Genomic DNA, 19,009 nt, shown 5'->3' with positions numbered 1-19,009 from the left:
CTCTTATTCCAGTAGCTATAAATTTCAAGAATACTCTCCTCACCCGCAAGGAGAAAATGTCGCCTGTTCGTTCACCGGTAGTGTCATTCAGGTAGTGAAGCTAAGATAAAGCCAACCTTAATTCCTCATTATTTATAGTGGTTGATAAAATATAAAATAGCAGATTAATGATTGAAGAAGTTTTTAGAAAATGAAAGGCGCTTCCTGACCAATCTTGAGCATCTTTGCTTGAGAATGTGTTTGAAAAGTTTTGCCCAATCCCTTACTCAGCAAGCATTTGGACATGTTTTTATGGTAAACGCTGAAAGCATTATCTAGTAAGGCTTACACCCTACTTTTCAAACAGGCTCTAAATTTTAGGGGAAAGTGACACAACTAGTTTGGACACATTACTCCTACCACGGTTGCTGTTTATTTTAGACTTTCACTACATAGATAACACCACCTATTTCTAAGCTAATAAATGGGCTCGGGTAAAAATTCAGTTTAATTTTGAGGTCTTTCTAGCGCTTTACGGGGGCGGTTAGAAGAACAAGATCAAGACTTTATTCGCAAAAAATTTTCAAACACCTTGGGCAACAGTTCGTAATTGTTCAATTTCCTCTGGGTTTAATTGCCACCCCAAAGCTCCGGCATTTTGTTTCGCCTGGGAAGCATTTTTTGCCCCTGGAATGGGAATCACGTTCCCTTGGGCAATGAGCCAATTGAGGGCAATTTGGGCCGGTGTTTTGTCGTGTTTGTCCGCCAAGGTATCCAAGAGGGTAAGTAAGGGAGTTAATTTTTGCAATCCTTTGGTACTAAAGCGGGGATCAAGGCGGCGGGCTCCCTGGAGACTGGGGGAATTTTCGGGGCGATATTTGCCGGTGAGTAGACCCTGAGCCAGGGGACTGTAGGCCAAAATGGTGACATTGAGCTGACGGGCCTGGGCTAAAATGCCGTTGCTTTCAATGTCACGGTTGAGCAGGGAGTAGGGCACTTGGTTGCTTGCGAGGGGAATGCCCTGGGCGGCTAAACACCCATGGGCGATCGCCATTTGCTGGGCGGAATAGTTGCTCACTCCCACAGCTTGGATGCGGCCTTTTTTGACCTCAGCGGCCAACACTGCCATGAAATCCGGTGTTTTGAGCCAAAATTCCAGGGGCCAATGGATTTGATAGAGGGCAATGCTATCTGTTAGTAGCCTTTCTAGACTGGCAGTTAAAGCTTTGGTGATATCAGAGCGCTGCCAACGCCATGGCAAGGGAAAGTATTTAGTGGCAATTTGTACTGTTTGGTCAGTTTCCTGGCAAAAGCGGCCAATGAGCCGTTCTGATTCCCCAAAACCGTAAATTTCAGCGGTGTCAATCAGGGTAACCCCGGCCTCCAGGGAAGCATGGAAAGCCCCCTCCACTTCTTCCGGGCCAAAGTCCTTACCGTAGGCCCAAAACAGGGTATCTCCCCAGGACCAAGTGCCCAATCCAAGGGGAGCAAAGGCGGGGCCGTTCGGGCCAAGGCTAATAGTCTGCATGGATATGTTGGGAAAAATCTAGATCTAAATGGCAAAACTAAGCCATACTTTTCCCGATGATAAACCAGTATTTCTGGAAAAGCTTGCCCACTGGGGAGGGGGGAGGGAGAAATGGGAGAATGGTTTTAATTGATTCTCCAGAAACATCAGAACTAAAAATTAGGGTCAAATAACCATGGCTAACTGGGAAAACTTTCTCAAAAATCTCGGTGAGTGGCAGGGCAGTTTTACTCGCATGTCTCCCCAGGGGGAGGTGTTGGGCCAAACCCCCTCCATACTGACTCTGGAAGGCTTGGAAGATAACAAGTTGGTTAAGTTCCGTCTGCGCCGCTACGATAACCCCGATTATCAAGACCCCCCGACCCAGGACTATAGCCAGGATTACCGTTCCCTAGGGCGACAAATTATCTTTTTTGGCACCGGTGCCTTTTCCAAAGGGCCATGGCAGTTGGCTCCCTTCAGTGAATTTGGGGCGGAATTTGGTTTTGTGGACGGCGATCGCCGGATGAGATTTGTCCAACTGTATGACAAGGAATTGAGCCTAGCCAGTTTGACGTTTATCCGGGAATTTCGTCGGGGGAGTAATGCCCAAGAAAGACCAACGTTAACGGTGGAGCAATTGTTGGGGACATGGCACTGCCAGGTTTATACAGGTTACCCCGATTGGCGAGAACCGGAAGTTAGTGGGATGGAAATTACCCTGGAGCAAACCGGAGACATGGTGGAACAACGGATAACTGTGGAAGGAAAAACCTCGGTGACCCAAGGGAAAGTGATCGGTAATCAGATCAATTTTCTGGGCTCCCACCCCAGCAACGTGCTCCTACTGCCGGATGGTGCTTCCTCTTGCACTCCCGATCGCCTGCAATTGGGACAACCCTTCTTTGGGGAAGTCGGCTGGTTGGTGCGCCCCAACGAACGACAAAGGCTGATCCGTTACTATGACAATAGGGGGGCTTGGACCCATTCCGCTTTTGTTGTCGAGTACCGTCAGTAGGTGCCGGTTTCCTTTGCACACCCGCTATGAAAAATCGCTTTGTTGCCCTAATTTTTGCCCTTTTCTTCGGCGGCTTTGGCTTACATAAATTTTACCTAGGCAATATTTTCGCCGGCATCGTCTATTTCATTTTTTCTTGGACGGGCATTCCTTTCATTCTTGGCTTTGTGGATGTGATTATCCTCGGCACCATGGACGAAAGAAAGTTCAACGCCATTTATAACCACAAACAGTACCTCACCTCCCCCGCTCCATCTCCCATGGTTACTGCCCCATCACCAGTCACCACAGAAAGGCTGGATGTGTTGATTATTAAAACCTGTGCCGCTAAGGCGATTGGTGCAACGGTGAGCGAGTGCATTGTGGCCACCGGGGAAGATCCCCAAAAGGTGAAGGAAACCATTGATGCTCTTTGTCGTAAGGGTTTCCTGCTTCCGGATAATCGGGAAGGGGACTATGCGGTGGTCTATCGTCCCATTTAGTTGATAAGGGAAATGTTTCAACTCTGGGTTAACTCAACGGATTACCTTGGCTTCAAATCCAACTGGGAAACAGCATCCGCAGGGCAAAACCCTTGGGGGTCAGGGGCATGCCCAGAAAAACCGGCGACCAATACCAAAAGGCGATCGCCACTAGGGTTAAAACTGTCCAAGCAATGATGCGGTGGCTCCGTTGGGGGCTGTCCAGTAAAGTGGCCAAAATTAAAGCTAAGGCCAAGATACTAAAGCCATAGGCGGTTAGGTAATGATAAAAAAAGGTGCAACGACTAATACCCAACCAAGGTAAAAGATTGGCGGCGTAGTTAACCACGATATAAAGGGTTACCCCCCGCAAAGGTACATTGATGGAATTGGTCCGATTAAAGAAAAATTGACTGATTTTTTGCCAAGCAATAGTGCCCAGCAATAGCCCCATGGCCCCCGTGGAAAACCAGAGCAAAATTGGATTAGCCATGGCGTGGACATCGTAAATTAAGCCGAATTTACCGGATTTTTGGTAAAAATAGGCGATCGGTCTAGCCATCACCAGCCAGCTATACCAAGGAGAACAATAGGGGTGAATATCAGGACTGTTGCCCACCCGGCGATGGTACTGCCAGGTTTGCCTTTGAATGCGCCAAAAACCTTCCAGGGAAGCGTATTCGCCATTCATTAACAAATGGGGAATCCAAATCACGCTGTAGGTAATTACCGGGGCTACCACCAACCAAAGGGCGAATTTAAAGGGAGAAATGGTCAACCAACGGGAAAAAAAGTCGTGATTATTCTGTCCATTGCCATCTAATGGTTCCAGTGAATTTACTTGTTGCCCGGCCCAGCCTTGCCTGAAGACCGTTCTGAACCAGGCGATCGCCCAGAGGAGGTAAATACCCAACAAGAAAGCAAAACCGTTCCATTTGACGCTGCCGGCACAGGCTAAACTAATGCCCCCCAAAATTAATTGCCACAGTTTGCCCTGACGCAAATGCCATAAAACCAGAGCTTGGCCCAGTAACCCAAAAAAAACCAGGTAAATATTATTCAGCGCATAGCGGGATTCCACCAAAAACAATCCATCTAAGGCCACTAGCCCCATGGTCAACAATGTCACCAAGCGTCGTTGGGTCAATAGATAGGCGATCGCCCCTAGGAGTAGGGGAATAGTGGCCCCGGTGAGGGCATTGAGCCAGCGGTAACTCCAGGTGGAACGCACCGCCCCCGTCAGATCGTTAACTTGCTCTGGATTGACAGGAAAAAACTGCCCCAACCCCATGGCCAAAGCAATCAGGTAATGACTCAGGGGGGGATGGGAAGGGAAAAAATCATTGCCAAGCCAATAGTCACTGGCAAATTTGGCGTAGTAGACTTCGTCGAAAACTAACTCGTTGAACTGTCCCAGGTTCCAGAAACGTATAACCAGGGAAAAGACAAAAATAGCAACGATGCTTGCTTGGTAGGGAGTTGGGCGAAGCTTCGGGAACCGGTTAAGCATTGAAGTTCAATCAATTCAACTATTTTTCCCAAAACCTTTTTATCCTTGGCGATCGCCCCTCACCTTAATGCTAAATTCAGCTAACTGACAATTTATTTCTACTCTTCTTCCCCTTCTTCTTCTGCAGGGGGATAGAGGAAAGTAGAACGGCCAGATAAAATAGATTTGCCGAGGGATAAAGCCTTTTCCGCTTGGGAGGAGGCTTGTCTGCGCCAGTGGGCTCGGCGTTGATCGCGTTTAGCTTTGGAGGTTTTCTTCTTGGGAACTGCCATGACTTCTCTGGGATCTTAAAAATTGACAACCTTTCTATATTACGCTTTTAGGTGGGCCATTGCACAGCGGTGATTATGCAAGAGTTTTCCCACTACTACGAAATCCTGGGGCTAGAGGTGGGGGCTAGTCTGGAGGAAATCAACGAAGCCTATCGAGATTTGGCCTTTGTTTGGCATCCCGATCGCCTGCCCAGGGACAATCCCCGTCTGTTAGCCAAGGCGGCCGGCAAACTGAAGGAAATCAACCAAGCCCGCGATCGCCTCAAGGAAATGCTGAAGTTGGAGTTAAGCGCTAAAACTTCCCAGGTGCCTAAAAAGGATCAGCCCAGCAAGGCCCCCAAAGCTAAGCCCAAATCCAAGCCTAGGGCCAAAGATCCACCACCTTACCCACCTCCCGGCGATCGTCAATCCCGGGCCCATGATCAACAGCAGACCAACCATAACCATAGCTCTAATTCCCACCATCATCAGGAAAACCATAATCGACCCTACTATCGAGACTTAACCGGGGCGGACTTGCGTTGGGCCAATTTGAAAGAAAAGGATTTATCAGGGCGAAAAATGGTGTCCGCTAACCTGAGTAATGCGGATTTGAGTGATAGTTTTTTACACCAAGTTAATTTGGAAAATGCCAACCTGTTTCGGGCCAATCTTTTCCGGGCTAATTTGTTGGAAGCTAACCTGCGGGGAGCAAATTTACAAGAAGCTAATTTAGTCGGAGCGGATTTGAGTGGGGCGGATCTCAGCGGAGCAAATTTACAAGGGGCTAAAATTGGCGCGGGTAATCGGATTATGGTCAAGCTAACGGCGGCCAAGTTAACGGGAGCCATTCTCCCCGATGGCAGTAAACATAGTTAATTTTTGCTGGTGTTTTATTTCTCTTTAATCTAGGAATTTTTCTTGTCAAACTAGGTGAAAACGAGAGGATTTTTTAGTCCCGTACCGAGCCTAGCTGACAATGGCCAATTGGGAGCCAAATTCGGTTTTATTCACCTCAATTCGTTGTTGGAAAGCCTCCTTAAACTGGGGCATATGGGTGACAGTTAAAATACAAGCAAAGTCCGAAGCAATGGCCGTGATGGCGGCCACCAGGCGATCGCAACCGTCCGCATCTTGGGTACCAAAACCTTCGTCAATAATCAGTAATTGCAAAGCGGTACCAGAACGTTGAGCCAATAATTTGGCCAGGGCTAAACGGATAGAAAAATTAATCCGAAAAGCTTCCCCGCCGGAATAGGTTTCATAAGGCCTGGTACCTTGGGCATCGGCAATGAGAATATCCAGGGTATCAATCATTTTTGGTTTACGTTTAGTGCTGCTTTTGCCTTCTTTTTGGGTAACAAATTGAATATGATGTTGATTACCCGTTAACCGTGCCAAAATGTAATTGGTTTCCGCTTCTAACTGGGGTAAAATATTCTCAATCATCATTGCTTGAATGCCATTTTTACCAAAGGCTTTGCTCAACTCTTCGTGGATGCGAAACTGTTTTTGGGCTTGATTAAACTGCTGTTTTGTTTCTTCATATTCCCCCTGCAAAGTGTCAATTTGGATTAATAATTGCTCCAAACCCCCTTTTTTGGCCAGGAGATTATCCAACTGTTGCCTTCTTTGTCCTAATTCTTGCTCCAACAATTGAATTTGTTCCCCATGGTCTGCATATTGACGAATTTGTTCCTCCAACTGGGCCAATTCCCTCTGCCTTTCTCCTAAGGCCTGCTGGCGATCGCCAATGAGCTCTCGATATTCCTGGGCCCGTTGCACCAGAATGGGTAATTGTTGCCGAGCCTGCTCTAGTTCTTGGTGCCGTAATTGCCAAGACTGTTGACGACGCAATTCCCCCAACAATTGTTGATGGGTTTCGCTGTTGTAATTCAGTTGGGATAGGACGGCTTCTGCCTGTTGCCATTGTTGATGTAGGGGGGAACTGGTGCCCAAACTTTGTAATTGGGAACGTAATGCCAGCAATTTTTCCTCCAACCCAGGGCGATCGGCCATTAGTTGTTTATGCTTAGCTTGGGCTTCTCTAAACTTAGCGTGGCGGATTTCCCCTTTTCTCAGTTGATCCACCGTGGAACGGGCCAATGCGTGGGTTTGTTCGTCGTAGGCTAAGCTAGTCAATTCCTGCTCCAGAACAGCTAATTCCAGTTGGAGAGAGGCGGCAAAAGTCCCTTGGTTTAAGCTCAGTTCTAGGTCAGCGATTTGCTCATTTAAATCCACCAATCGCTCATGGTTTTCTCCACTTTTTTCTAATTCCGCCTCCATTTGCCCATAATGTTGTAGCAATTGTTCTAAATTGCTTAGACCATCGGCAATTTCTCTATATTCATTACGAAGAATGGCCAATTCTTGATCCGCCAGGGTAATTTGTTCCTTTAAGATCCAAATTTGATTGCGTAATTCTTGACATTGATGATCAGTTTTTTCGATTACCTGCTGGTGATAATGGCCATCTAAACCCTGTTCGCACAGGGGACAAGTTGCCCCAGGAATATCTAACAAACTCAGTTTTTGCTCTAATTCCCGTAACTGTTTTTCAAATAATCTTTGATTTTCCTGCAATCTTTCTTTGAAATGACCCCGTTCCTGGCCTTTTTCTTCTACCCGTTTAAGGTAAACCTGTTTATTTTTCAGCTGGGAAATTTCCTCGTCCAAAGCCTGAAAAGCTCTTCTTTGGTCGGGGATGGCGGCAATGGCTATCTGTAACTGTTTGGCGATCGCCTGCCGTTGCTCTAGTTGCGCCTGACACTGAGCCCTAGCCCGTTCTAAATCCGCTTGTAGGACAGAACGTCGTTGTAAAAGGGGGGCAACTTGGTGCTGGAGGTTATCAAGCTGACTTAGTTTTTGCTTAGCAGTTTTTAACTTACCTAACTCCACTTCAATGTCCTGCTGTTGAGCTAGAATAGGTTGTAATTCAGCCAGTTGTTTATCCAGATGCTCCAATCGCAGAAGCTGTTGCTCCGTTTGTCGTGCTAATTCATTCTCTTGGCGTTGTAACTGTTGCTCTAAATCTTGTCGTTGCTGTTGTAAATTTTGATATTGTTGAAAGTCTTTAGCTAATTCTGCTTCCTGGCTTTGTAGGTTTTGATAACGCTGAAAATTAGTTTGAATAACGGCTTCTTGTTCCAACAATAATTCTAGTTTTTGACATTGCTGAGCAATTTCCTCATTCTGGTTCTGTAACCTGGCAATTTCAGTGGTCAACTCCTGACATTGTCGTTCTTGCCATCCAGCTTGCTTTTGCCATTGTTGCCGTTGATTTTGACTAGTTTGTAGCTGTTGTAACTGCCATTGTGTCTGCTCTTGTTGAGCTTGAACCACTTTAATTTCTGCGGTTAATTTTTCTTGATTAGCTACCACATCCGGTCGCTGGTTCAAGTCCTGCTCCAATATTTGCAAGCGTTCATTGAGAATATTAATTTTACCCTTGGCTTCCTTGGAAATATCCTTCGCTCTAGTTGCCAGTAATTCATATTGGTCTAACTTTAATAAATCTGCCAGGATCTGTTTACGTTCACTGGGTTTGCGCAACATAAATTCATCGGCCCTTCCTTGGCGCAGATAGGCGGAATTAACAAAGGTTTCGTAATCTAATTTCAGCGTGGTGGTGATTTTTTCCTGGGTAGCCCTGAGTCCTTTAGCGGAAAGGGTGCGGAAATGATCGCCGCTTTTGATTTGAAATTCCGTTACACTACTGCGGCCGCGTTGGCGACTGCGAATAATTCGATAGGTTTGGTTATTACTAATAAATTCAAAATCTACCCTTACTTGATCGGTGCCATTGTGGAGCACATCATCCTCACTTTCGGCCCGACACTTACCCCAAATTGCCCAAGTAATGGCCTCCAACAAAGATGATTTGCCTGCTCCATTAGCCCCACAAATACAGGCTGTGTGTAGACCGCGGAAATCTAGACTAACATTTTGGTAACTGAGGAAATTTTTTAAAATTAACTGTTGGGGCACCATGGTCAATCATCCCCCATTGTCCAACTGAGAAAAAGAACGATTAATCCCAGTATGGCAAAACGCCCCACCATTGCTCCTTGATTAACAAAATATTCAGGCAAGCTGATCAACACCTTGGTAAAGATAGCGTTGGTTAACAGAAAAAATACCACTAACAAAACTAAACTCATCGGCTAATTAGTCAATTAATTATCAAGACTGACCAAATAATATTTGACTCCATAATTTTAACTAACTACATTGAAAAGATAAAACTTTTGCCTTTGTTTGGTTGCGCCCGGCTCCCTTAGCAGCATACAGGGCCTGATCAGCAATTTTGATTAAATCACTGGGATGATAATGCAACAGGGGCACAGTGGTGCCAATCCCTAAACTTATGGTGAGGTAACGGTTCGTAGGGGAATCAGCATGGGAAATTTTTGCCCCCGCTAGATAGTGGTGGATGCGTTGAGCCACAGTGTAAGCTCCCGGTTGATCGGTGTAGGGCAAAATCACGATAAACTCTTCACCTCCGTAGCGAGCTAGGACATCGGAAGGGCGCTTCAAAGAATTTTGAATGATTTTAGCTACACTTTGGAGGCATTTGTCCCCCATTTGATGACCATAAAGATCATTATAGTTTTTGAAATAATCTACGTCACATAAAATTAGAGAAATGGGAGATTTTTGCCGCAAACATTGCCGCCATTCCTGTTCTAAATAGCTAGTGAAATAACGGCGATTGGGAATTTGGGTTAGTTCATCGTAAATAGCTAAATGTTTGAGTTGTTGGTTGACTTGCTCTAGCTGTTGTTTGGCAAATTCCAACTCCATGGTGCGCTCCTTCACCCTAATTTCCAAGGTTTGGGAATAATTTTTGATAGTTTCATAATATTGGGCAGTGCGGATAGCGGCCGCCACCTGGCCAGTAACGGTGGAAAAAAGATTCAAATCACTGGAATCGAAGTGCTTGGCCTGGTAGTGGACTAAACCAAGGACGCCAATAATTGAATTTTGGACCGTCAGAGAACAGCAAAGCAAAGAACGAATTCTAGAAGGCTGATTGAGGTAGTCTGGATCCTTTTGAATATCATCAATTACCTCTACTTGATGGAATTTTAAGACCCGCTCAACAATTTTTTCAATTGCTTTAAAGTCCCGTAATGAGTCTTCCGTTTTATACAAAAATGGAGCTAGACTATCTTGGCTTTGGTCATAAAGGTATAAAAATATTTCATCGACACTGATAACCTGACGAATCTGGGCTCTAATTACTTCGATTAGCTCATGCAACCCAGTACAGGTGGCCATGGCATTAGCAAATTGTGAAAGAAAAACCACTTCTTCATATTTTTGTAGAGCATCCTTTGCCAACTGCTTTTTTTCATACTCCGTTTGCACAATGTAACCCACCACAGCGGCGATCGCCTCAGCTGAATGGGGTGCAAGGTCACCGGTTACGGTGCCCAAACAAATCTGGTGGGCATAAATATCAGCCTTGGCCTGGGAACCCTGGGCATTGCCCCAAAGACAACGGCCCTCAGTATCAATAATGGCAAAGTTTTTGCCGACGGAATCGCCTAGCCGTTGGAGTAGGATTTTGACTTCTGGCTTTTTTAATACTTTTTGAAAGGAAAAGTTTTGCATGGACCTTTTGTTTGACAAGCCATCCACTGACAGATGGTGACTGATGCACCACTGGATTTCTGATTAAAGCTCCAACCCTTTGCTCTTCCCCAAGTATTATTTTTTATTTAAAATTTTCGTTGGCTCAAAAGATGAAAATATTTAAAAAAAGTCTTTAAATAACTTAGTAAGGTAGAACAATAGTCAGGGCAACAGCCTTCATACCTGTTAACTATAGCCTACTCTTCAGATTCAATCATTGACAGCCAGGGCACCACTGTTCCATCAACGGCCCTCACTAAGGATTGATCGTGCCCTAATGGCGATCGCCGAGTAAAATTTAGCTCGCCTTTTCTGAACTACTCTCTGGAGTTTTGCTTTCTTCTAGTTCTGCCTTAATTTGCACTGACTTTTCGAGATTTTGAGCTTCCCGCTTCAGTTCCGTTTCAAACTCTTTGGAAGCTTCCTGGAATCCCCGCAGGGCCTTGCCTAAACTGCGCCCTACTTCCGGTAATTTTTTGGGGCCAAACACCAACAGGGCGATAACAAAGATTAAACCTAGTTCGGGTAAGCCAATGCCGAAGATATTCATAGGACTGGGTGCGATTACAGGGAGAGAAAGATTCCTTTAACCGACTGTAGCAGAGCTTTGTCCCCCACAGAAACCCAAGGGGATGAAAGGCCCATAACCAAGGTCAATGCCATGGCATTAGCCGAGGGCAGTATCCCCCGTGCCCTGGAACATTAACCAAGATAGGAAAAAGTTGCTGACAAAAATGGCCAATAGGGATGTGACCACAGCAGTTGTGGTGGATTCCCCCACTCCCTTAGCCCCCCCAGTGGTGGTTAAGCCCCAACTACAACCGATAATGGCGATGATGATGCCAAATACCAAAGATTTGAACAAACAGGCAAACACATCCCATAGCTGGGTAAAATTTTGCACAGAGTTTAAAAAAATAGTTGGATTAATGGCATAAAGGCTAGAGGAAATCACCAATCCCCCCGCCATGCCCACAAACAGAGACAATCCAGTCAAAATGGGCAACATCAACCCACAGGCAATTACCCTGGGCACCACCAAATAATCAATCGGATCTGTCCTGAGCATATAGAGGGCATCCAACTGTTCTGTTACTCGCATGGTGCCAATTTCCGCCGCAAAGGCCGAACCCACCCGCCCGGCAATCACCACCGCGGTCAAGACCGGGGCCAATTCCCTGGTTAACGATAGGGATAAAACTCCACCAATGGTCGTGGTGGCTCCATAGTAAATAAATTCCCTAGCCACTTGGATAGTAAAAACCATGCCCACAAAACCCGCCGTGATCAAGGCGATCGCCATGGATTCTGGGCCGACCATATTCATTTGTTCCAGGGTATTGCGCCGGTTAATCCGCCCCTGCAAAATGTGCAAAAAAACCTGGCCGGTTAAAAAAAAGGCCGCGACCAAACGCTGGAACCAAAGACTGAGGGAGTGGCGAGAGCGTCGATCCGACATACTTCACTGCAATGATTATGAACTGGGGCATCTGGAGCCCACACCGGTATTCCAATAGCTAGGCTAGGGGAGAAATATTCTGCCCCGACCTCAACGATTTTCCACCCGGAACCGTTCCACGGAGGTTAACAGATCCCGGGAAATGGAGACCAGGGTTTGCAAAGATCCCGCCACCCGTTGGGATTCCTGGGACGTTTCCTGGGCGGTCAGCTCAATGGACTGCATGACGTTGGACACCGCCCCGGAATTCTCCTGTTGTTTGACGGTGTCGGCGGTAATGGAACGCACCAACGTGTTAATCCGGTTAGACACCTCAATAATATCCTCCAGGGCTCGTTTGGACTGCTCCGACTTATCAGTCACGTCGATTACCTGTTGGATGCCCTCTTCCATGGCAGTCATTACGGAGCCGGTTTCACTCTGGATCTGCAAAACAATCTGCTCAATTTCCTTCAACGACTTGGCAGAACGATCCGCCAACTGCCGTACCTCATCCGCAACGATGGCAAAGCCTCGCCCTGCTTCCCCCGCCCGGGCCGCCTGGATAGAAGCGTTCAAAGCTAGCAGGTTAGTCCGGGAGGCAATTTGGGAAATAACCGCCACAATTTTGGAAATTTCCTGGGATGCTTCCGCTAAACGTTTTACCTTGCGGGCAGTTTCCGACACCGTTTCCCGAATTTGTAGGATGCCCCCCACCGTTCTTTCCACCGCTTCCCCACCTTTGAGAGCGGTTAAAGATGAAGTATGGGCCACTTCCTCCGCTTCCCGGGCATTTTCTGCCACCCGTTCAATGGATTCTGTCATTAACTGAACAGAGTTGAGGGTGACGGCCAATTCCTCCGCCATTCGTAGAGCATCGCTGGAGTTGTTACGAGCAAACGACTCACTGTCTTTACAGTTATTGTTCACCTGCTTGGCGGCATTTTTTACCTGCAAGACAATTTCCCGTAGATTTTGGATAGTCAGGTTAAAGGCATCGGCCACCGCCCCCAGCTCATCCGCCGTTACTTCTGCTTGTACGGTCAAATCCCCTCGGGAAGCCCCCTCCACATCGTCCAGGAGCCGAATTACTTGGCGTTGCAATTTCTCCCGCACTTTTTCAGTGGTGGCAGCCCGTTCCTGGGCTTCACTGGTGGCAGTGAGAATAACCTGGGAAATGTAGTTGAACCGCTGGGTCAAAGCCCCCAATTCATCCTCCGATCGCACCTTGGCCCGGACATTGAAATTTCCTTCGTAGATGGATTCAAACTGATTTTGCAGGTCGTCAATAATGCTCTTAATCTGTTGCATCAGGAGTCGATTGATCAAAAAGACCCCGATCGCCGTGGCTATGGCTGTGAGGAGGGCGAGGTTGAGGAGGGAAGCTTTACCCGGTTCTTTCTCTGGGGCCTGGCCCTCTGCGGGAGCTCCTTCCGCCGGAGCTTCTGTGGTGGTTTCCCCTGGAGGAGCCGGCACATTTTGAGGTGCTCCCCCCAGACCCACTATGCTACCCAATACCAACACAACAAACCCGGAAAATACACCGGAGGCGATCGCCATGTAAATTTGCTTTTTAAACAGGGAAGCATTGGTGAACCAACCGAGAAAACCCGCATCTACTTCGCTGGTGGGGCGGTCATTAAAGGGACTAGTGGCGCTGGATAAATCCCCGGTGGCGGCCCCCTCTGGTTTTAACCAAGTGGCCATGCCCGGTGGGGGGGCATTACCTCCATGGGCCACTGCATCACCGCCTTGGGTGTCATTGACCCGGTCCACAGGGCTCATATCCAGACCGGTGGTTTGGGTAAAGAGGGAAGAATCGGGCAACTCTGGGGCAATGTCCGTCAGGTTAAAATCGGACAACTCATCGTCAACCCCTTCCTCAAACGCATCAAAGCTCGGTAAGTTGTTGCCAGCGCCATAATTGCCAGAGGTGGGGGTAGGGGCTGCAGCCAAGGCTTCAGGATCGTCTAAACCTAGGGCTTCACTCCAGTCGCCCCCATCCCAAGCTTGATATTGGGGATGTTCGGTGCCCTCTGTCCCGCCAATGCCCGCCGCCGAGACATCCGCCGCCAAATCAGCAAAATCCGCTATCCCTTCACCGAAAGCTGGTGGCACCACAAAGGTAGATTCACCGGTTTGGGGCATCATGGTCTGTTCATCGTCCGAGTCCAGGTCATCGGTAAAAGCTTCCGGACTCCAATCTAGGTTTTCAATTTCGTAACTCCTGGCCCCACTGGTGCTAAAAGAACCGGATCCAGAGCTACGGCCAAAGGGATGATCCATGCCAGGATTGGTGGGGGTAGGTACACTACCCAAGGTGGGCTCACCAAAATCCTCCTCGGTGAATATTCCCGTTTCCCAGGCCATGGAACGATCAACGGAATCAACCTCACTTTGCCAATCCTGGCCAAAGGAGTCCTTCGCTCCGTTGCCCCCCGGCCCCTCCTCTTTGATTTGCCCCAGGGCCTGGTTAGCACAGTCGATTAAATCCTGGCGATCGGAAAGCCGGATTACCCCCTGATAAGCTTGGTGGGCTAGGGCGTATTGTTCCAGGCCGACATAGATGTGTCCCCGGAGCAATAGCACATTGGGATCTTCAGGAAAATCAGCGGCCAATTGTTCAATGTGGGAAGAAGCTTCTTGATAATTCCCCTGTCCATAGGCGGCGTAGGCCAACCCATAAAGCTGCGAAAAATTGGTTTCTGTTGCCATTTTGCCGGTTTCCTCAGTCGGATTTTAGGTGGGCCAAGGTGAATAAAATTGATTGCCTCAGCCGGATATATCAAGTTGCCCAGCGGGCGGATCGGAGTAGCGCCACATGGTCTAGAAGGCGCAAAATTTGGGGGGGAGAAGACGGGGCACCGTCAGCGGGAATCTGCCACTCTCCCTGGACGTAGGGGGCAATATGATCCGGCACATCGTTGGCCGGCTGAAGATTGTCCGTATCCAACCATTCCATATTACCGAGGGAGTCGATCGCCAAACCCAAAAGTGTTTCTTGATCTTCCACCGCAATGACGGGAATTTCCGCCCGGTCAGTGTTGAGATTGGCATTATTCCCCAGAAAACGACCCAGGTCTGCTACCCAAATGACCTGACCCCGGAGGTTAATAGTTCCTAACAATAGGGGCGAAGCGTTGGGGATGGGGGTAATGCGGTCTGGTTCCTGTTGCATCACTTCCCGAATGGAAACCGCTGGCAGGGCAAATTCTTCCCGGGAGGGCAAATAAAACCTGAGATGAAGCTCCCCTTCCAGGGCCTGCAGTTCCTGAAACGCCGGATCCAATTCCTGCTTGCCATCAATGAAAATATCAGCGGGATTAGAACTAACCATAGATTTCCCTACCTAAGACCCTGAACAACCATAACCCAAGTCTCATAAAATCCCCACAATTAATTGCGCAGGAGTTGTTTAATGGTGCCCACCAATTCCATCGGCTGAAAGGGTTTGGCTATATAGGCGTCGGCCCCCTGACGCATGCCCCAAAAACGATCAAATTCCTCCCCCTTAGAGGAACACATAATCACCGGCACATTTTTTGTTTTCGGATCGGATTTGATGCGCCGACAAACCTCATAACCGTTCATGCGGGGCATAACAATATCCAGCACCACCAGGTCCGGACTAAAACTCTGCAATTTTTCTAAGGCCTCTACCCCATCACAGGCGATGGTGACCTGCCAGCCATGGTCTTTGAGGATGCCAGATATCATCTCGCGCTGACTAGAGCTGTCTTCAACCAGCAAAACTGCGTTCATAAAAGTCCTTTCTGCTTGGCATTGCAAACCTGGATCCGAAGCAAATTGGCGAATCCTGCCTGGTTTATTTTCCATCATAGTCGCTCCCTTAACAATTCAGTCAGTATTATTTTTTGCTGGGGAGCCCATTGGTGTTGACAATTTACCGCAAAATTGTCGGTGGTGTAACAGGGGATGGGGATAGGGACTGGGGACAATGGTCAACGGATCATGATTTTTTACAGTAGGATTCAACTAATGAAATTAGTTCTTGTTGGGTAAAGGGCTTAGTCAGATAGTCTGTGGCCCCGGCCATCCGGGCTAGGAGTCGGTCAAGGTATGCTTCCTTGCCGGTGAGCATAATGATCGGAGTGGTCCGTAGACGCTGGGAATGGCGGATCATGCGACAGATTTCATAGCCATCTAGGTGGGGCATGGTGATGTCGCAGAGGATCAAGTCGGGTTGCAGAGTCAATAGGGTGGTCATGGCCTGCAGGGGATCTTGGAGCACCACCACTTCACAGTTTGGGTTTTGACTGGTCAAAAAAAGTTCAATTTGTTTACCGATGGCATAGTCGTCGTCAAGGCAAACAACTTTATGAATGGTGTGGTCTGTCAAGGTTTCCCAGGCTGGATCCGTCTCACTGTGGGATTCATGGGCTGGAAATATTTCGATCGCCCCCGATTCGATGTAGGGGTAGAGGCCATGGGCAATGGCGGGCAGATTTTTTTGTAGGTAGCGGGAGATCTGCCGTAGGGGGATGGCTCCATCGGTCCAACTACGGAAATGCTGGGCAAATTTGGCCGGTATTTTGTTGGCTAATGCCGGATCCTTGGCGATCGCCACCGGTTGGTCGGGGGACTGAATGTGTAAATATAATTGCTTCCAAGCTTGGATCTGTTGCCCCGCCTGGGCCAATAGGGGAGTGACGGGAAAGGAAGTGAGGGCGGGCTCTAGGGCGGAACCTAAGGCGAAGACAAAATTTCCCTGGCGTAAACTCAGCACATCAAACAACACCTCCTGCACCATGCCCAAAACAATGCGGTGGGCTTGGACGGGGGTAAGAATATTTTTGGAAAGTAATTGCCACAAACAAGCGTATTCAGGAATATGGTTCAGAGCCAGGCTTTCCAGTTCCATTTCCCCCAGGGGAATAGCAATGCCATGGTGGCGGAGATAGTCTTGGAGGCGGAGCAACTGGCCACAGTCTTGGTCGGCGGCATAGACCAACTTGCCGTCCACAAAGAAGAGAAACCAGTAGCCTACTTTGTCGGGCAAAATCCGACCACGACCCTGATGGGGATGAACCTCAACGAAAAGTTCTCCCGTCCGCTGGCCCAATGCAATGAGCCGCAGGATACTCCGGAGATCAATTTCGTTCAGGGTTCCCTGCATGGCGTTTTCACAAGATTGATGTGTATATCTTATCGAACTTGCCGCAAGCTTACTCACCAACCAAGGCTGGGGCTTTCCCCCCTTTCTGCCATGCCTCCAAGGGGCCCTGGAATTTGACCTGAGCCCAGAGTCCAATGGGGGGGTTAAAACATTTCGTCAATTAAATTTTGGTAGGTTTGGGTGACCACCGGTCGCTTGAGCTTCAAGGTTTGGGTCATCATGCCGTTTTCCAGGGAAAATGGTGCCGGGACAAAACGAAAATCCTTAATTTGGTCATCGGCTCGATACCCAGGGCGATCGCGCACTTCCCGTTGCAACTCCGACCGCATTAACCCCACCACTTGGGGGTCATACAAACCGCTGGCTTCCATGGCTTCATTACTGGCCGATGGTTCCGGCAGGGTGATTTGCAAATTTTTAGTCTCAGCCCACTTTTGCAACGCATCAAAGTTGGGCACAATCAAAGCCCCCAAGAATTTTTGATCCTGTCCCACTAACATAATTTGGTCGATGTAGGCACTGCGTAAACAGGCATCTTCAATGGGTTGGGGTTCAATGTTTTCCCCGTTACTGAGCACAATGGTGTCCTTGGCCCGACCGGTAAGAATCAAATCGTTTTGGGGCGTTACCCAGCCTAAATCACCGCTGTCGAACCAGCCCTCTGGGTCTAACACCTTGGCGGTGGCCTCCGGTTTGTTGTAATAGCCCTGCATTACTTGGGGCCCCCGGATCAAAACTAGTCCCTGGGTTTCGGGAGGCAAGTCCCGTTTAGTTTCCGGATCAACGATGCGGATTTCCGTTAGGGGTACAGGGCGGCCGGAGGAGTAACGTAGATTGTGTTTATGCACCCTGGCATTGGTAACGGGGGCCGTTTCCGTTAAGCCATAGCCCACCAGGACGGGGATACTAGTGATTTCATAAAAATCGTCTAAATGTCTAGCCAGGGCTCCCCCCCCAGAAATGAGGGTTTCCAGTCTGCCTCCGGCGGCCTGCCGGACTTTGTGATAGACAATTTTGTCCCCCAAGTGGTGCAGAGGACTAAGCACCAGGGCTCGGCAACGGGCCACCCATCGGGCGATCGCCGAAGCGTGGAGATGATTCAAACTAAGGTTATGGGCAATGCGTTTGGCGAGAATATATTGGTGGGAAATGCCGAAAAAGAAATTAATTAGCTTTTGTTGCCCGGGGGATTTTTCTCGGAAGGTTTTTTGCACCCCTTCATAGAGGGATTCCCATAACCGGGGCACCCCGACAATGTGATGGGGTTTAATCTGCTTCACATCATTTTTGAAATGGCGAATGCTGGTGTAGTTCAACGTACAGCCCCGGGAGAGAAAGAAATACTCGGCGCTTCTTTCGAGGGAATGCCAACAGGGCAAAATACTCAACACCTGATCCCCAGGGCGGGGAATAATGACTGAACCCAATTCCCGTACTTGGTGCAACAAATTGCCGTGGCTGAGCATGACCCCTTTGGGTTGCCCGGTGGTGCCGGAGGTGTAGATTAGGGTAGCCAAATCCTCTTCTTGGCGGGGGACTGGGGTGGGGGTTTTGCCTTCTCCCTGGGCCATGACTTGGGCAAAGTTATATTGGGGAATGGCGCTGTCCTGGTCCACCGCTTCGTCGGAAAGGAGGACAATTAGGTTCAAATCAACCTTTTCGCTGTCCAGGGCTAGTTTGCTCAGGGTTTGCCGATTTTCCACGATCAGGGTGCGGCTGTTGCTATCTGCCAGAATGTAGAGCAATTCCTGGCGATCGGCTTGGGCAGAACGGACGGCGTTGACTGCCCCGGCCAGCATACTACCTTGGTCAGCGATGAACCAACGGGGACTATTGTCGGCGAAAATAGCTAGGTGTTGATGGGGAGTAACCCCCAAATCCTGTAGGCCAGTCGCAAAGGTCTGGATTTTGTCCCGCAATTGGGCGTAGGTCAGGGCCACGGGGGGATCACTGTGGCGATCATTAAGGGCCACAATGTCGGCAAAATTTTCCCCAGTGATGGCCCAGGTGTCCGCCAGGGAGTGGATGGAGTTGTAGTTAATTGGCGCAACCATGATCAGATAGAAACAAG

The 19,009-nt window shown here is 48.5% G+C and carries 16 protein-coding genes; 3 read left to right on the top strand and 13 right to left on the bottom strand.

The window, feature by feature from the left end; translation table 11 throughout:
- Positions 1–562 precede the first annotated feature (562 nt).
- Positions 563–1,507, bottom strand: coding sequence for an aldo/keto reductase (locus tag H6G45_RS03625; RefSeq protein WP_190596707.1), 945 nt, complete (start codon positions 1,505–1,507; stop codon positions 563–565).
- Positions 1,508–1,682: 175 nt separating this feature from the next.
- On the opposite strand from H6G45_RS03625, the gene H6G45_RS03620 reads away from it, so the two are divergent.
- Complete coding sequence (locus tag H6G45_RS03620; protein ID WP_199309559.1) at positions 1,683–2,504, top strand: DUF3598 family protein; 822 nt, start codon at positions 1,683–1,685, stop codon at positions 2,502–2,504.
- Positions 2,505–2,530: 26 nt separating this feature from the next.
- On the top strand, positions 2,531–2,986 hold the full coding sequence (locus tag H6G45_RS03615; RefSeq protein WP_190596705.1) for a TM2 domain-containing protein: 456 nt from the start codon (positions 2,531–2,533) through the stop codon (positions 2,984–2,986).
- A 52-nt stretch (positions 2,987–3,038) separates the two neighbouring features.
- On the opposite strand, the gene H6G45_RS03610 is transcribed toward H6G45_RS03615, so the two are convergent.
- Together H6G45_RS03610 and rpmF are read right to left on the bottom strand one after the other, a co-directional pair.
- Positions 3,039–4,475, bottom strand: coding sequence for a phospholipid carrier-dependent glycosyltransferase (locus H6G45_RS03610; RefSeq protein WP_190596703.1), 1,437 nt, complete (start codon positions 4,473–4,475; stop codon positions 3,039–3,041).
- 98 nt (positions 4,476–4,573) lie between these two features.
- The gene (gene rpmF / locus H6G45_RS03605) at positions 4,574–4,747 is read right to left on the bottom strand and encodes a 50S ribosomal protein L32 (protein WP_190596701.1); all 174 of its coding nucleotides are present in this window, start codon (positions 4,745–4,747) and stop codon (positions 4,574–4,576) included.
- A gap of 75 nt (positions 4,748–4,822) precedes the next feature.
- Here rpmF and H6G45_RS03600 point away from each other — a divergent pair, with 75 nt between their 5' ends.
- Positions 4,823–5,605, top strand: a complete 783-nt coding sequence (locus H6G45_RS03600) for a pentapeptide repeat-containing protein (RefSeq protein WP_190596700.1) — start codon at positions 4,823–4,825, stop codon at positions 5,603–5,605.
- Positions 5,606–5,695: 90 nt separating this feature from the next.
- Here the strand turns inward: H6G45_RS03600 and sbcC are convergent, their stop codons facing one another.
- From sbcC to H6G45_RS03550, 10 genes are all read right to left on the bottom strand, one after another.
- Positions 5,696–8,716, bottom strand: coding sequence for an exonuclease subunit SbcC (sbcC, locus tag H6G45_RS03595; RefSeq protein ID WP_190596698.1), 3,021 nt, complete (start codon positions 8,714–8,716; stop codon positions 5,696–5,698).
- Positions 8,717–8,718: 2 nt separating this feature from the next.
- Positions 8,719–8,886 (bottom strand): hypothetical protein, encoded by a 168-nt coding sequence (locus H6G45_RS03590; RefSeq protein WP_190596696.1) that lies wholly within the window; start codon positions 8,884–8,886, stop codon positions 8,719–8,721.
- Between the two features lie 61 nt (positions 8,887–8,947).
- Positions 8,948–10,342: a sensor domain-containing diguanylate cyclase gene (locus tag H6G45_RS03585; protein WP_190596694.1), complete on the bottom strand. Its 1,395-nt coding sequence runs from the start codon at positions 10,340–10,342 to the stop codon at positions 8,948–8,950.
- 319 nt (positions 10,343–10,661) lie between these two features.
- Positions 10,662–10,913, bottom strand: a complete 252-nt coding sequence (locus tag H6G45_RS03580; protein WP_190596692.1) for a TatA/E family twin arginine-targeting protein translocase — start codon at positions 10,911–10,913, stop codon at positions 10,662–10,664.
- Between the two features lie 117 nt (positions 10,914–11,030).
- Entirely contained in the window at positions 11,031–11,822 is a 792-nt protein-coding gene (locus tag H6G45_RS03575; RefSeq protein ID WP_190596690.1) for an ABC transporter permease, read from the bottom strand.
- A 90-nt stretch (positions 11,823–11,912) separates the two neighbouring features.
- The gene (locus H6G45_RS03570; protein ID WP_190596689.1) at positions 11,913–14,516 is read right to left on the bottom strand and encodes a methyl-accepting chemotaxis protein; all 2,604 of its coding nucleotides are present in this window, start codon (positions 14,514–14,516) and stop codon (positions 11,913–11,915) included.
- Positions 14,517–14,586: 70 nt separating this feature from the next.
- Positions 14,587–15,138 (bottom strand): chemotaxis protein CheW, encoded by a 552-nt coding sequence (locus H6G45_RS03565; protein WP_190596687.1) that lies wholly within the window; start codon positions 15,136–15,138, stop codon positions 14,587–14,589.
- Positions 15,139–15,197: 59 nt separating this feature from the next.
- Entirely contained in the window at positions 15,198–15,563 is a 366-nt protein-coding gene (locus tag H6G45_RS03560; protein ID WP_190596709.1) for a response regulator, read from the bottom strand.
- Between the two features lie 208 nt (positions 15,564–15,771).
- The gene (locus H6G45_RS03555) at positions 15,772–16,938 is read right to left on the bottom strand and encodes a response regulator (protein WP_190596684.1); all 1,167 of its coding nucleotides are present in this window, start codon (positions 16,936–16,938) and stop codon (positions 15,772–15,774) included.
- Between the two features lie 143 nt (positions 16,939–17,081).
- The gene (locus H6G45_RS03550) at positions 17,082–18,992 is read right to left on the bottom strand and encodes an AMP-binding protein (RefSeq protein ID WP_190596682.1); all 1,911 of its coding nucleotides are present in this window, start codon (positions 18,990–18,992) and stop codon (positions 17,082–17,084) included.
- Positions 18,993–19,009 lie beyond the last annotated feature (17 nt).

Source organism: Synechocystis sp. FACHB-383 (assembly GCF_014698605.1).
Taxonomy (GTDB): Bacteria; Cyanobacteriota; Cyanobacteriia; order Cyanobacteriales; family Microcystaceae; genus Synechocystis; species Synechocystis salina.
This window is presented reverse-complemented; position numbering and strand designations above follow the sequence as displayed.

Excerpts from the sequence above, each read along its gene's own strand:
- rpmF (WP_190596701.1), bottom strand. The coding sequence starts at position 4,747 with ATGGCAGTTCCCAAGAAGAAAACCTCCAAAGCTAAACGCGATCAACGC.
- H6G45_RS03560 (WP_190596709.1), bottom strand. The coding sequence starts at position 15,563 with ATGAACGCAGTTTTGCTGGTTGAAGACAGCTCTAGTCAGCGCGAGATG.
- H6G45_RS03600 (WP_190596700.1), top strand. The coding sequence starts at position 4,823 with ATGCAAGAGTTTTCCCACTACTACGAAATCCTGGGGCTAGAGGTGGGG.
- H6G45_RS03570 (WP_190596689.1), bottom strand. The coding sequence starts at position 14,516 with ATGGCAACAGAAACCAATTTTTCGCAGCTTTATGGGTTGGCCTACGCC.
- H6G45_RS03575 (WP_190596690.1), bottom strand. The coding sequence starts at position 11,822 with ATGTCGGATCGACGCTCTCGCCACTCCCTCAGTCTTTGGTTCCAGCGT.
- H6G45_RS03615 (WP_190596705.1), top strand. The coding sequence starts at position 2,531 with ATGAAAAATCGCTTTGTTGCCCTAATTTTTGCCCTTTTCTTCGGCGGC.
- H6G45_RS03585 (WP_190596694.1), bottom strand. The coding sequence starts at position 10,342 with ATGCAAAACTTTTCCTTTCAAAAAGTATTAAAAAAGCCAGAAGTCAAA.
- H6G45_RS03580 (WP_190596692.1), bottom strand. The coding sequence starts at position 10,913 with ATGAATATCTTCGGCATTGGCTTACCCGAACTAGGTTTAATCTTTGTT.
- H6G45_RS03625 (WP_190596707.1), bottom strand. The coding sequence starts at position 1,507 with ATGCAGACTATTAGCCTTGGCCCGAACGGCCCCGCCTTTGCTCCCCTT.
- H6G45_RS03620 (WP_199309559.1), top strand. The coding sequence starts at position 1,683 with ATGGCTAACTGGGAAAACTTTCTCAAAAATCTCGGTGAGTGGCAGGGC.
- H6G45_RS03555 (WP_190596684.1), bottom strand. The coding sequence starts at position 16,938 with ATGCAGGGAACCCTGAACGAAATTGATCTCCGGAGTATCCTGCGGCTC.
- H6G45_RS03550 (WP_190596682.1), bottom strand. The coding sequence starts at position 18,992 with ATGGTTGCGCCAATTAACTACAACTCCATCCACTCCCTGGCGGACACC.
- H6G45_RS03590 (WP_190596696.1), bottom strand. The coding sequence starts at position 8,886 with ATGAGTTTAGTTTTGTTAGTGGTATTTTTTCTGTTAACCAACGCTATC.
- H6G45_RS03610 (WP_190596703.1), bottom strand. The coding sequence starts at position 4,475 with ATGCTTAACCGGTTCCCGAAGCTTCGCCCAACTCCCTACCAAGCAAGC.
- H6G45_RS03565 (WP_190596687.1), bottom strand. The coding sequence starts at position 15,138 with ATGGTTAGTTCTAATCCCGCTGATATTTTCATTGATGGCAAGCAGGAA.
- sbcC (WP_190596698.1), bottom strand. The coding sequence starts at position 8,716 with ATGGTGCCCCAACAGTTAATTTTAAAAAATTTCCTCAGTTACCAAAAT.